This window comes from Streptomyces sp. NPDC002057 (assembly GCF_040296665.1).
In the GTDB taxonomy this organism is placed as follows: domain Bacteria; phylum Actinomycetota; class Actinomycetes; order Streptomycetales; family Streptomycetaceae; genus Streptomyces.
In genome coordinates, this window is the sequence record NZ_JBEOXR010000002.1 from 226,167 (window position 1) to 239,527 (window position 13,361).

At 73.3% G+C, this 13,361-nt stretch carries 11 protein-coding genes; 5 read left to right on the top strand and 6 right to left on the bottom strand.

From position 1 onward, the window contains the following. Positions 1-174 precede the first annotated feature (174 nt). Positions 175-870: a response regulator gene (locus ABT129_RS02865; RefSeq protein WP_351895726.1), complete on the bottom strand. Its 696-nt coding sequence runs from the start codon at positions 868-870 to the stop codon at positions 175-177. Next, positions 867-2,555: a sensor histidine kinase gene (locus ABT129_RS02870; RefSeq protein ID WP_351895729.1), complete on the bottom strand. Its 1,689-nt coding sequence runs from the start codon at positions 2,553-2,555 to the stop codon at positions 867-869. The genes ABT129_RS02865 and ABT129_RS02870 overlap by 4 nt, the downstream gene beginning before the upstream one ends. 148 nt (positions 2,556-2,703) lie before the next feature. Here ABT129_RS02870 and ABT129_RS02875 point away from each other — a divergent pair, with 148 nt between their 5' ends. Further along, complete coding sequence (locus tag ABT129_RS02875; RefSeq protein WP_502981631.1) at positions 2,704-4,113, top strand: cation:dicarboxylate symporter family transporter; 1,410 nt, start codon at positions 2,704-2,706, stop codon at positions 4,111-4,113. 233 nt (positions 4,114-4,346) lie between these two features. Here ABT129_RS02875 and ABT129_RS02880 read toward each other — a convergent pair whose 3' ends face one another. Beyond that, positions 4,347-5,234 (bottom strand): aldo/keto reductase, encoded by an 888-nt coding sequence (locus ABT129_RS02880; RefSeq protein ID WP_351895733.1) that lies wholly within the window; start codon positions 5,232-5,234, stop codon positions 4,347-4,349. Continuing rightward, entirely contained in the window at positions 5,231-6,193 is a 963-nt protein-coding gene (locus tag ABT129_RS02885) for an NAD-dependent epimerase/dehydratase family protein (RefSeq protein WP_351895736.1), read from the bottom strand. The genes ABT129_RS02880 and ABT129_RS02885 overlap by 4 nt, the downstream gene beginning before the upstream one ends. 67 nt (positions 6,194-6,260) lie before the next feature. Between ABT129_RS02885 and ABT129_RS02890 the strand changes: the two genes are divergently transcribed. The 4 genes from ABT129_RS02890 (at position 6,261) to ABT129_RS02905 (ending at position 10,064) form a co-directional block, all read left to right on the top strand. After that, positions 6,261-6,800: an Lrp/AsnC family transcriptional regulator gene (locus tag ABT129_RS02890; protein ID WP_351895738.1), complete on the top strand. Its 540-nt coding sequence runs from the start codon at positions 6,261-6,263 to the stop codon at positions 6,798-6,800. Positions 6,801-6,901: 101 nt separating this feature from the next. After that, positions 6,902-7,318, top strand: a complete 417-nt coding sequence (locus ABT129_RS02895; RefSeq protein ID WP_351895741.1) for a MerR family transcriptional regulator — start codon at positions 6,902-6,904, stop codon at positions 7,316-7,318. Positions 7,319-7,323: 5 nt separating this feature from the next. Beyond that, positions 7,324-7,662 (top strand): thioredoxin family protein, encoded by a 339-nt coding sequence (locus ABT129_RS02900; protein WP_351895743.1) that lies wholly within the window; start codon positions 7,324-7,326, stop codon positions 7,660-7,662. A 158-nt stretch (positions 7,663-7,820) separates the two neighbouring features. Then, positions 7,821-10,064: a HelD family protein gene (locus tag ABT129_RS02905; protein WP_351895746.1), complete on the top strand. Its 2,244-nt coding sequence runs from the start codon at positions 7,821-7,823 to the stop codon at positions 10,062-10,064. Here ABT129_RS02905 and ABT129_RS02910 read toward each other — a convergent pair. Next, positions 10,039-10,929 carry a ScbA/BarX family gamma-butyrolactone biosynthesis protein gene (locus tag ABT129_RS02910; protein WP_351895748.1) on the bottom strand — a complete coding sequence of 297 codons (891 nt, stop codon included), beginning with the start codon at positions 10,927-10,929 and terminating at the stop codon, positions 10,039-10,041. The two genes, ABT129_RS02905 and ABT129_RS02910, sit on opposite strands and share 26 nt — an antisense overlap. Positions 10,930-11,078: 149 nt before the next feature. Then, positions 11,079-13,334 carry a 1,4-alpha-glucan branching enzyme gene (gene glgB, locus ABT129_RS02915; RefSeq protein ID WP_351895749.1) on the bottom strand — a complete coding sequence of 752 codons (2,256 nt, stop codon included), beginning with the start codon at positions 13,332-13,334 and terminating at the stop codon, positions 11,079-11,081. Positions 13,335-13,361 lie beyond the last annotated feature (27 nt).

A 13,361-nucleotide genomic window follows, 5' to 3' on the forward strand; every position in this document is an offset into this window, starting at 1 on the left:
TCGCCCAAGGCCAGGAGTTCGTAGGAACATGGGAACCGGGCGGTAATGGACGGCGGGCCCTCCGGAGGAGGTCAGCGGTCCCGGGCCGGTCGTCAGCGGTCCCGGGCCGGTCCGCAGCGACCCCGCGTCGGTCCGCAGTGACCCGCGCCGGTCCCCAGTGACCCGGGCCGGTCGTCAGCGGTCCCGGGCCGGTCCGTCGAGCCAGCGGTACTGGAGCTCGGGCCGCCCGATCTGTCCGTACTGCGGGGCGCGCACCGCCCGGCCCTCGGTCACCAGGTGCTCCAGGTAGCGGCGCGCGGTGATCCGGGAGATCCCGACCGCCGTCCCGGCCTCGGCGGCGGTGAGTCCGGCCGGGGTGGACCGGAGGGTACGGGTGACGGCTTCCAGGGTCGGCGCGCTCAGGCCCTTGGGGAGGGTGGCGGGGTGCGGGGCCCGGAGGGTGGCGAGCGCCCGGTCGACCTCGTCCTGCCCGGAGGCCTCGCCGGCGGCGGCCCGGAACTCGGCGTACCGGGCGAGCCGGTCCCGCAGGGTCGCGAAGGCGAAGGGCTTCAGGACGTACTGGACGACGCCGAGGGAGACGCCCTCGCGGACGATCGCCAGGTCGCGGGCCGACGTCACGGCGATGACGTCGGCGGAGTGTCCGGCGGCGCGCAGGGCCCGCAGCAGCTGGAGGCCGTGGCCGTCGGGCAGGTACAGGTCGAGCAGGATCAGGTCGACCGGCGTCCGGTCGAGGACCCGGACGGCGGCGGCGCGGGAGTGAGCGACGCCGACGACGGTGAAGCCCTCGACCCGGCCCGCGTAGAGGGCGTGGGCGTCGGCGGCGACGGGGTCGTCCTCGACGACGAGGACGCGGAGCGGGGACACGGTCACGACGACACCTCGGCGCCGGGAGTGCCGGGAGCGGGGGAGGGGGCGGGACCGGCACCGCTGCCGTTTCCGCCTTCGCGTGGCAGCGGCAGCGGCCCCGCCACCGGGAGGGGCAGTCGTACGGTGAACTCCGCCCCGCCCTCCTGCGCTTCCGCGACGGCGAGCGTGCCCGCGGCGCGCGAGACCGCCTGGCCGACCAGCGCCAGGCCGAGGCCGCGCCCCGGACCCCGGGTGGTCCAGCCCCGGCCGAGGACCGCGTCCCGGTCGGCCGGGCGGACGCCGGGGCCGCTGTCGCCGACGCGGAGCAGCAGCTCGCCGTCGCCCGACCGGGCGGCGACGGTGACCGTCACCCGTGCGTGCGGGGTCCCGCCCACCGCCTCCACCGCGTTGTCGATGAGGTTGCCCAGGATCGTCACCAGGTCCCGGGACGGCAGGGTCGCGGGCACGAGCCCGTCGTCGATCCGGCTGTCCTCGGTGAGGACGAGCTCCACCCCCCGCTCGTTGGCCTGCGCCGCCTTGCCGAGCAGCAGGGCGGCGAGCACCGGCTCCCCGACGGCGTCGACGACGCGGTCGGTGAGCGCCTGGGCGAGTTCCAGCTCCGCCGTCGCGAACTCCACCGCCTCGGTCACCCGCCCCAGTTCGATGAGCGAGACGACCGTGTGCAGCCGGTTCGCCGCCTCGTGGGCCTGGGAGCGGAGCGCCTCCGTGAAGCCCCGCTCGGAGTCCAACTCGCCCGAGAGCGCCTGAAGTTCGGTCCGGTCCCGGAGGGTGGCGACCGTGCCGCGACGCTCTCCGCCCACCACCGGGCGGGTGTTGACGACGAGCACCCGGTCGGCCGTCAGGTGCGTCTCGTCGACGCGCGGCTCCGAGGACAGCAGTGCGCCGGTCAGCGTCGCCGGCAGGCCGAGCTCGGACGCCGGCCGGCCGACGACCCCGTCGTCCAGGCCGAGCAGCTCCCGCGCCCCGTCGTTGATGAGGGCGATCCGGCGTCGCCCGTCGAGCATCACGAGCCCTTCGCGGACCGCGTGCAGCGCGGCCTCGTGGTAGTCGTGCATCCGGCTGAGCTCCGTCGCGTTCATGCCGTGCGTATGGCGGCGCAGCCGCGCGTTGACGACGTACGTCCCCGCTCCGCCGAGCGCGAGCGCCGCGCCCGCCATGCCGAGCAGGGCGGTGACCTGCTCCCGTACCTGCTCGCTGATTTTGTCGATCGTGATGCCCGCGCTGACCAGGGCGACGATCCTGTCGCCGTCGAAGACGGGCGTCACCGTCCGCACGGAGGGGCCGAGGACCCCCAGGTGGGTCTCGGAGTGCGTCCGGCCCGCCGCGGCCTGCTCGATGTGCCCGAGGTAGGTCCGGCCGATCTGCGCGGGCTCGGGGTGGGTCCAGCGGGTGCCGTCCGGGGCCATGATCACCACGAAGGCGACGCCCGCGTGGCGGCGCAGGGACTCGGCGTACGGCTGGAGGAGCGCCGACGGGTCGGCGGAGCGGGCGGCCGCGACCACGGACGGGGAGTCGGCGACGGCCGCGGCGGTCGCGGTGGCCTGGCGCCGCGCGGTCTCCTCGGCCTGCGCCCGGTCCGTGACGTACGCGAAGACCGCGCACCCCGCCACGACGACGGCCACGAGCACGACCTGCATCGCGAAGAGCTGGCCGGCCAGGCTGCGGGGGCGGGGGAGGGGGAGACGCATGCGGGTAAGTGTGCACGGCGGAGGGTGGACCGGCGCTTTGCGTTCCCGAATCGTGCCCTGCCCACCGGACCGGTGACCCTCGGCCGCGCGCCCCCGACCCTTCGGCCGTGAACGAAACGTACGTAAGCGTGACCCCGGTCACAGGCTGATGGATAGTCGCGGAGTCCACCGGGACGTGGACACCCATCAGCACGAGGAGGACCCCGTGGCCGCACGACGGGACCGCACGCACTATCTCTATCTGGCCGTCATCGGAGCCGTACTGCTCGGCATCGTCGTCGGGTTCCTGGCGCCGGGCGTCGCCGTCGAGCTGAAGCCGCTGGGCACCGGCTTCGTCAACCTGATCAAGATGATGATCTCGCCGATCATCTTCTGCACGATCGTGCTCGGCGTCGGCTCGGTCCGGAAGGCCGCGAAGGTCGGCGCCGTCGGCGGTCTCGCCCTCGGTTACTTCATGGTCATGTCGACCGTCGCACTCGCGATCGGTCTCGTCGTCGGCAACCTCCTGGAGCCCGGCTCCGGGCTGCACCTCACCAAGGAGCTGGCCGAGGCCGGCGCCAAGCAGGCCGAGGGGGCGAGCGAGTCCACGCCGGACTTCCTGCTCGGGATCATCCCCACGACCCTCGTCTCCGCCTTCACCGAGGGCGAGGTCCTCCAGACCCTCCTCGTCGCCCTGCTCGCGGGCTTCGCGCTCCAGGCCATGGGCGCGGCCGGAGAACCGGTTCTGCGCGGGATCGGGCACATCCAGCGGCTCGTCTTCCGCATCCTCGGCATGATCATGTGGGCCGCGCCCGTCGGCGCGTTCGGCGCGATCGCGGCCGTCGTCGGCGCGACCGGCGTCGACGCGCTCAAGTCCCTCGCTGTCATCATGATCGGCTTCTACCTCACCTGCGGACTCTTCGTCTTCGTCGTGCTCGGCGCGCTGCTGCGGCTGGTCGCCGGGATCCACATCTGGGCCCTCCTGAAGTACCTCGGCCGCGAGTTCCTGCTGATCCTGTCCACCTCCTCCTCCGAGTCCGCGCTGCCGCGGCTCATCGCGAAGATGGAGCACCTGGGCGTCAGCAAGCCCGTCGTCGGCATCACCGTCCCGACCGGCTACTCCTTCAACCTCGACGGCACCGCGATCTACCTCACGATGGCCTCGCTCTTCGTCGCCGAGGCGATGGGCGACCCGCTCTCGGTCGGCGAGCAGATCTCGCTCCTCGTCTTCATGATCATCGCGTCGAAGGGGGCGGCGGGCGTCACCGGCGCGGGTCTCGCGACCCTCGCGGGCGGACTCCAGTCGCACCGCCCGGAGCTGGTCGACGGGGTGGGCCTGATCGTCGGCATCGACCGCTTCATGAGCGAGGCGCGCGCCCTCACCAACTTCGCGGGCAACGCCGTCGCGACGGTGCTGGTCGGCACCTGGACGAAGGAGATCGACAAGGCGCGGGTCTCCGAGGTCCTCGCCGGCCGCGTCCCGTTCGACGAGAAGACCCTCGTCGACGACCACGCCCCCACGGAGCTCCCGGACCAGCGCGCCGAGGGCGACGAGGAGAAGGCCCGCGCCGGCGTGTGACGCAGCCGGGGCGGACTCCGACCCCGAGTCCCGGGCCTTGAGCCGGATCCGGGCCTCGGGAGAGGGACGGTCCCGACCGCACCGCGGCCGGGACCGTCCCTCTCGCACTCCCCGTACGGGACCGCCCCTCGCGCTTCCTCCGTCCGGGGGCCGTGCCTCCGGTGCTCCGGTGCCGGGACCGTGCCTCCCGCGCTTCCCGCCCCGGTGCCGGCCCTCTCCGGTGCCGGCCGTGGCTAGGGGGCTCCGGACAGCTGCTCCAACTCCCCCTCGGAGAGGGGGAGTCCGGTCGCCGCCGCCGAGTCCCGCGCCGACTCCGGCCGGCTCGCGCCCGGGATCGGCAGCACCGCCTCCGACCGGGCGAGCAGCCAGGCGAGCGCCACCCGCTGCGGGCTCACCCCGCGCTCCCGTGCCACCCGGTGGAAGGCGCCGAACCGGGGGTCCTCCTCCCGGGCGGACGTCCCGTCCAGCGAGCTGCGCGAGATCCCGCCCAGCGGGCTCCACGGGAGGAAGGCGAGGCCGAGCTCCGCGCAGAGCCGCAGTTCCGGCTCGCCGGTGCGCACCGCGGGCGAGTAGCGGTTCTGCACGGAGACCAGCCGGTCGCCCAGGATCTCGCGGGCCAGCAGGATCTGCGCCGTGTCCACGTTGGAGACGCCGGCGAGCCTGACCGTCCCCGCGTCCAGCAACTCCCGTATCGCGCCCAGGGATTCGGCGTACGGGACGGCCGGATCCGGCTTGTGCAGCTGGTACAGGCCGATCGGGGCGGCCCCGAGGCGCCGCGCCGACGCCTCCGCCGCCCGGCGCAGATGCGCGGGGCGCCCGTCCACGCTCCAGCCGCCGTCCGCCGTACGGCCACGGCCGCCCTTCGTCGCCACGAGGACGTCGTCCACCCCGCCGCCGTACGAGGCGAGGGCCCGGGCCACGAGCAGTTCGCCCTCACCGGGCGCACCGCCGGGCGGGTGGTAGGAGTCGGCGGTGTCGAGCAGGGTCACCCCGGCGTCGAGGGCCGCGTGCACGGTGGCCACGGCCCGTGCCCCGTCCGGCCGGCCCTCGACGGAGAGCGGCATCGTGCCGAGCCCGACGGCCCCGACCCGTACGTCCCCCAGCATGCGGAACCGCGTCATTCCCCGGACCCCCCGACCGCCCCGTCCACCACGCCGGACGCGCCGGCCGCCCCCACGGGCGCGCCGCCGGACCCCCCGACCGTCTCGGCCACCGCCCGCGCGAGCCACTCGCCGGAGTGGGTGAAGGAGTAGCCGAGGCCGGTCGCGCGGGAGTTGTCCATCGCGTACGAGCGGGCGAAGGAGAACGGCGACACCTCGCCGACCTCCACCTCCTGGAAGACCGTCCGGCCACCCACCTGCCGCTCCATCTCGGCACAGATCTCCGCCGTGGTCAGCGGCCCGTGGGAATGAGCGTTGACCGGCCCGGTGAATTCCGCCTCGACCGTCCACGCGAGGAACGCCGCGATCTCCTCCACGTACACATAGGTGGCGGGACGGTTCACCGCGGGCACGGCGATCGGCTCGCCCGCCCGGACGCGCCGCGCGTAGTGGTCGAGCCGGCCGGTGAAGTCGTCGGCGCCGCCGAGCACATGGGCCACCCGCACCGACGTCCACGCGAACGGCGTGCCGGCCGCGAACACCGCCTCGGCCTGCCGCTTCCCCTCCCCGTAGTGGGCCTCGCGGAACTCCGGGTCGTCCCAGGCCGGGCCCGTGTCGACGACGACCGCGTCCAGGTCGAGGGCGGATTCGGCGACCGGTTCGGCCGAGTCCTCGTACTCGTACACCTCCACCGTCGACGTCATCACGTACCGGCGGGCGCGCGTCCCGAAGACGCGCCGGGCGATCTCCGCCTGGCGGGGGGTGTAGCAGACCTGGTCCACGACGACGTCGAAGGAGCGGCCCGCGAGAGCGGATTCCAGCGCGGCCTCGTCGTCGCGGTCGGCGACGAGATGCTCGATTCCCTCCGGGACCCCGGAGGAACCCCGGTTGAGAACCGTGATCCGATGCCCGGATTCCCGCAGCAGCGCGATGAGCCGCTTTCCGAAATAGCGATTTCCGCCGATGACGAGTACGTCCATGAATTCCAACTCCCTTGTTCCCGCGGACAAGTGTTACGTTGATCCGCCGCCGTCTGAAGGGGAGAACATGGGAGTCCCGGCCGCCGCACCGAAGGAACCACGGCATTCGCGCGCCGCCGCCGACGAAACCTCGGCGGTCGCGTACGACCCCATCGACCGGCAGATCCTGGACCTCCTGCAGAGCGACGGCCGCATCAAGCTCAGCGAGCTGGGCCGCCGCGTCCGGCTGAGTCCCGCGGCCGTCACCGAGCGGGTCCGCCGCCTGGAGGCGAGCGGCGCGGTCACCGGGTACGGCGCCCATGTCTCCCCGGCCCGGCTCGGCTACGGAATCCAGGCCTTCATCCGGGTCGACCCGCACGGCGGCTACACGCTCAAGCACCCGCGCACCCTGGAACTGACCGCCCGCCCCGAGGTCCTGGAGGCGCACCACGTGGTGGGGGAGGACTGCTGGATCCTCAAGGTCGCCGTCACCGACACCATCCACCTCGAAGAGGTCCTGGAGCAGACCTCGGCGCTCGGCCGGACCACCACCTCGATCGTCCTGTCGTCCCCGGTGGTCCGCAAACCCCTCCTGCCGCCCGGCGCGGACCGTCCCCGACAGCCGTGAGGGCGCCCGGACGCGGTGGGGGAGACCCAGGGGCCTGTCGTCACCTTCCCGTCCGCCCCGCTCTTGCCCTGACGTCGGCGTCAGGGCCTACGGTCGGGTACATGCGCATCGGAGAGCTGGCCGAGCGGGCCGGAACCACCCCGCGGACTCTGCGGTACTACGAGTCCCGGGGCCTCCTGACCGCCCGGCGCACGGAGCAGGGGCACCGCACCTACGACGAGGACGACCTGCGGCTCCTCCAGCAGATCAGGACCCTTCAGGACTTCGGGTTCGAGCTGGAGGAGACGCGGCCGTTCGTCGACTGTCTGCGCGCGGGGCACCCGGCCGGGGACTCCTGCCCCGCGTCGATCGCCGTCTACCGGCGGAAGGTCGCCGAGCTGGACGGTCTGATCGGGCAGCTCCGGGCGGTACGCGCCGAGGTGGGCGCCCAGCTGCTGCGGGCCGAGGCGGAGCTGCCGCTCGGTCCGGAGCCCCGGTGCGAACTCGGTACGGAGCGGGACACGGACAGGGAGGGGTGACGGGGATGACGACGCACGCGGAGGGCGTGGCCGAGGTCACGGACGCGGACTTCGGCGCGGAGGTGCTCGGCGCCGGGACGCCGGTCCTGGTGAAGTTCACCGCGGAGTGGTGCGGGCCGTGCCGGCAGCTGAGGCCGGTGCTCGCCGCGATCGCCAAGGAGGAGGCGGAGCGGCTCCGGGTCGTCGAGATCGACGTGGACCGGAACCCGGAGACGACCCTGCGGTACGGGGTGCTCGCGACGCCCACCCTGATGGTGTTCCGGGCGGGCGAGCCGGTGAAGTCGCTCGTCGGGGCCCGCCCCCGCCGCCGCCTCCTGGAGGAACTGGCGGACGTGCTCGACTGAGCCGGGACAGGGCGGGACTTCCCCAGGGCATACAGAAATACCCCGACTACAATGGACAGTCGGGGTATTTCTTCGCGTATATTGAGGGATTCCGTGTCCGGAAACGCCACGGACACGGAGAAGTTCACTAAACGCACTGTATCGCGCCGGGAGTCGAATTGTCAACCGAGGAATTTCGGAACGAGCAGCAATTCATCACCGATCTCTACGCACGGCTCGACGACCTGAGGGACGAGGCCGAGGCCGCCGTCGAGCGCGCCCTGCGCACCCCGGGGGTCGGCGGCAACCAGGGACGGCTCGAACGGGACGTGATGGTCGCCGAACAGTCCGGGCTGCTCGCCGCGTTCAACGCGGGGGAGAGCGGGCTCTGTTTCGGGCGCCTCGTCTTCAAGGACGGGCGCGACCACCACATCGGCCGGATCGGCATCCGCCGGGACGACCCGAACCGCACCCCGCTCGTCGTCGACTGGCGGGCCGAGCTCGCCCGCCCCTTCTACCTCGCCACCGGGTACGAGCCGATGGGGCTCTCCCGCCGCCGGCACATCAGCACCCTCGGCCGGACCGTCACCGCACTCCACGACGAGGTCCTCGACCTCGCCGACGCCACCCGCACCGGACACGAGAACCGCGACGCCGACGAGGTGCTGCTCGCCGCGCTCGACGCCGCCCGCACCGGGCGGATGCACGACATCGTGCAGACCATCCAGGCCGAGCAGGACGGCATCATCCGCTCCCCGCACCGCGGGGTCCTCGTCGTCGAGGGCGGCCCCGGCACCGGCAAGACGGCGGTCGCCCTGCACCGGGCCGCGTACCTCCTCTACGCGCACCGCGAGCAGCTGGCCAAGCGGGCCGTCCTCATCGTCGGACCCAACCCGGCCTTCCTCGGATACATCGCCGACGTGCTGCCCTCCCTCGGCGAGACCGGCGTCCTCCTCGCCACCCCCGCCGAGCTCTTCCCGGGCGTCCGCGCCACCGGCGCCGACACCCCGCGCGCCGCCGCCGTCAAGGGCTCCGCCGCCATGGCCGGGGCGCTCGCCGCGGCCGTACGCGACCGCCAGCAGGTCCCCGAGCGCGGCGCGCCGCTGATCGTCCCGCACGACGACGGCGACCTGGTCATCGACTGGGACATGGCCCTGGAGGCCCGCCACAAGGCGCGCGAGACCGCCCTCCCGCACAATCTCGCCCGCCCCTACTTCGTCTTCCGGATCCTGGACGCGCTCGCCGAACAGCTCGCCGACCGGATCGGCGCCGACCCCTACGGCGGCCCCAACTTCCTCGGCCCCGACGACATCGCGCTGCTCGCCAAGGGCATCGCGGGCAACCCCGAGGTGTACGCGGCCATCGACACGCTCTGGCCCGCCCTCACCCCGCGGGAGTTCCTCGCCGACTACCTGACCGAGCCCACCCACCTCGACGACGCGGACGCCCGGGAGATCCGGCGCGCCGCCGGCCCCTGGACCTCCGCCGACGTGCCGCTGCTCGACGAGGCCGCGGAACTCCTCGGCGAGGACGACTCCGCGGCCCGCGCCGCCGAGGAGGCCGAGCGGCAGAAGCAGATCCAGTACGCGCAGGGCGTCCTCGACGTCTCCTACGCCTCCCGCACCTACGAGTTCGAGGACAAGGAGGAGCAGGACAAGGACGCCTCCGAGGTCCTCTCGGCGCACGACATCATCGACGCCGAGCGCTTCGCCGAGCGCCACGAGGAGGCCGACCACCGCACCGCCGCCGAGCGCGCCGCCGCCGACCGCACCTGGGCCTTCGGCCACATCATCGTCGACGAGGCGCAGGAGCTCTCCGCGATGGCCTGGCGGCTCCTCATGCGCCGCAGCCCCACCCGCTCGATGACCCTGGTCGGCGACCCCGCCCAGACCGGCGACCCGGCCGGCGTCGGCGCCTGGGACCGGATCCTCGCCCCGTACGTGGAGGAGCGCTGGGAGCTGGTCCGGCTCGGCGTCAACTACCGCACGCCCGCCGAGATCATGGCGGTCGCGGCGGAGGTGCGACGGGCCGACGATCCGGGGTTCGAGCCGCCGAGCTCGGTGCGCTCCACCGGCGTGGAACCCTGGGACCGGACGGTCGACGACCCGGTGAAGGAGGCCGCCGACGCGGTGGCGGCCGAGCTGCGCGCCGAGGGCCGGATCGCCGTCATCGCCCCGCCGGAACTGCACCCGGGCCTGGTCGCGGCCCTGCCGGACGCCGGGTACGGGCCGGCTCCCGACCTCGCCCGGCCGGTGGTCCTGCTCGACCCCCGGCAGGCGAAGGGGCTGGAGTTCGACACGGTCCTGGTGGTCGACCCGGAGGGCATCGTGGCGGGCGCCGCGCACGGCACGAACGACCTGTACGTGGCGCTGACCCGGGCCACCCAGCGGCTCGGGATCATCCGCTCCGCAGCCCGCAGCTGAAGAGCCGCAGGCCGTCCTGGTACCCGGTGACCTCGAAGGTCCCCGCCGCGCTCCCGGGCTCCGCCCGGAGCAGGCAGGGGCCGCCGTGGAACTCCGCGTACCGGTCGAAGGCGATCCGCAGGGCGGCCGGAACGTAGGGGTGGGGCCAGACGGCCGCGGCGGCGGCCTGCCGGGACGCTTCGAGGAAGATCATCCCCGGTATGTGGTCGGTGGGCCGCTGGAAGAGGGTGGGATGGCCGGTGTCGACGACCAGTTCCCACACGCCCTCCCGCCCGGTGGGGGCCAGCAGGACGTCCTCGGGCCCGGACCGGCCGGTGAGCGGCGCCGGCGCCCTGCGAGTCCCGGCGCCGGGGCGCACGGCCCCCGCCTCGACGTGCCCGCCGCGCAGCCTGCGGTAGGCGGCGGGACCGGCCAGCCGGGCGTGGCCGGCGCCCGTCGCGACCACACGGGCAGCGCGCCGTACGGTCCACTCCACCCGGATCTCGATCAACTGGTCTCCCCGTGAGAGGAGTTCGGCGAACCGGACCTCTATGTCCGCCTCGTCGTCGGTGACCGCGAGCCCGTCCGGGTCACAGGTGAGGGAGATCTCGCCCAGCAGGATGTGCCGGGTCAGCGGGACCCCGTGGGCCGCGTGCAGCAGGGCCATCGTGGCCTGCCGCAGCGTCTCGGCCACGAGCAACGGGTCGTGGCACCGCTCGGCGCCCCGGCGGAGCGGGGCGAAGAACGGGTGGTCGGTGGGCCAGGCGGCCCGCACCGCGAAGCGGTCCCTCCCGTCGAGCGGTCGCCACTCGACGGGAAAGGTGTCCTCGCCGCGCACCCGATGGCAGAGCTGCGGCGACAGGCGCCGCTCCATGGTGTCCCGCATGACATCCCCGCTCGTCTGGATCTGTCGGCTCGATCCGGAGAGTGAAGATAGCCGAACAATCCGTAGGTTGTCCGAACGGGTGAACGATCAACTGGGTGAGTGTCACGTATCGGCCACGGAGCGGGCTCCGCCGCTCCGTGGCCCCGGGCTCACGCGGGCCGCAGCCAGACCGTCGCCAGCGGCGGCAGCGTCATCCGGATGCTGGCCGCGCGTCCGTGGTGCGGCACCGACTCCGTCTTCACCGGGTCGCGCCCCACCACGTCCCCGCCGCCGTAGCGGCCGGCGTCCGTGTTCAGCACCTCCGACCAGGCGACCACCGCCTCCGGAACCCCCAGCCGGTAGTCGTGCCGCACGACCGGCGAGAAGTTGCAGACGGCGAGCAGCGGGGAGCCGAACGCGTCGAAACGCAGGAAGGCGAAGACGTTGTCCTCGGCCGCGTCCCCGACCACCCACTGGAAGCCCTCCGGCGCGGTGTCCCGCTCCCAGAGCGAGGGCGTCGCCGCGTACACCGTGTTCAGGTCACGGACGAGGTCCCGCACCCCCCGGTGGTCGGGCTCCGCCCCGTACGCCGGATCGAGCAGCCACCAGTCGGGCCCGTGGTCCGCCGACCACTCCGCCCCCTGGGCGAACTCCTGCCCCATGTAGAGCAGTTGCTTGCCCGGGTGGGCCCACATGAAGCCCAGATAGGCGCGGTGGTTGGCGCGCTGCTGCCACCAGTCGCCCGGCATCTTCGACACCAGGGACCGCTTGCCGTGCACCACCTCGTCGTGCGAGATCGGCAGGATGTAGTTCTCGCTGTACGCGTACACCATCGAGAAGGTCATCTCGTGGTGGTGGTACTTGCGGTGCACCGGCTCCTTCTGCACGTACTCCAGCGAGTCGTGCATCCAGCCCATGTTCCACTTCATGCCGAAGCCCAGACCGCCGAAGCCCCCGGGGCCCACCTGGTCCGTCGCCCGCGTCACCCCGTCCCAGGCCGTGGACTCCTCCGCGAAGGTCACGATCCCCGGGCAGCGCCGGTACACCGTGGCGTTCATCTCCTGGAGGAAGGCCACCGCGTCCAGGTTCTCCCGGCCGCCGAACTCGTTCGGCAGCCACTCGCCGTGCTCCCGCGAGTAGTCCAGGTAGAGCATCGACGCCACCGCGTCCACCCGCAGACCGTCGATGTGGAACTCCTGGCACCAGTACACGGCGTTCGCCACCAGGAAGTTCCGCACCTCCTTGCGCCCGTAGTCGAACTCCAGGGTGCCCCAGTCCGGATGGTGCGAACGGCGCGGGTCCTCGTGCTCGTACAGCGGACGCCCGTCGAACTCGGCCAGCGCCCAGTCGTCCTTCGGGAAGTGCGCCGGGACCCAGTCCATCAGGACCCCGATCCCCGCGCGGTGCAGCGCGTCCACCAGGAACCTGAAGTCGTCGGGGGTGCCCATGCGGGCCGTCGGCGCGTAGAAGCCGGTGACCTGGTAGCCCCACGAGCCGCCGAAGGGGTGCTCCGTGACCGGCATCAGCTCCACGTGCGTGAACCCGAGGTCACGGACGTACGCGGGAAGCTGCTCGGCGAGCTGGCGGTAGGTGAGTCCGGGCCGCCAGGACGGCAGGTGCACCTCGTACACCGAGAGCGGCGCCTCGTGGTGCGGCCGCGCCCCCCGTCGCTCCATCCACTCCGCGTCGTCCCACGTGTAGTGCGACTCGGTGACGATCGACGCGGTGTTCGGCGGGCACTCGGTGCGGCGCGCCATCGGGTCCGCGCGGACCGTGTGCGTGCCGTCGGGGCGCGTGATGTCGTACTTGTAGAGCGCGCCCTCGCCGATGCCCGGCACGAACAGCTCCCACACGCCGGTCGAACCCAGCGAGCGCATCGGCAGCCCGGTGCCGTCCCAGTGGGTGAAGTCACCGGTGACGCGGACCCCGCGCGCGTTGGGCGCCCAGACCGCGAAGCGGGTGCCGGTCACGCCCCCGTGGGTCATGGGGTGCGAGCCGAGGGCCGTCCACAGCTCCTCGTGCCGGCCCTCCCCGATCAGGTGCAGGTCGAGCTCGCCGAGGGAGGGCAGGAAGCGGTACGGGTCGTCCACGGCCAGCTCGTCGGGCCCGTCGTAGCGGACCCGCAGCTCGTACGCGGGGACCTTGCGGAGCAGGGGCAGCAGCCCCGAGAAGAGGCCGTCGCCGTCGTCGTGCAGCGCCACGCGCTTGCCCTTGGTGACGACGGTGACCTCCTTCGCCCAGGGGCGCAGCACCCGGACCACCACCCCGCCGCGCACCGGGTGCGCGCCGAGCACGCCGTGCGGGTCGTGATGCTCCCCGGCGAGCAGCCGGGCCCGGTCGCCCGGATCGAGCGGAGGTGGCGCCTTCCGGGGCGCGGGGGGCTTGGTGGTGCTGCGGGCCGTCTTGCCTGCGGGGCGGGCGGTCACCGGGATGCCTCCTAAGGGGTACGGGGG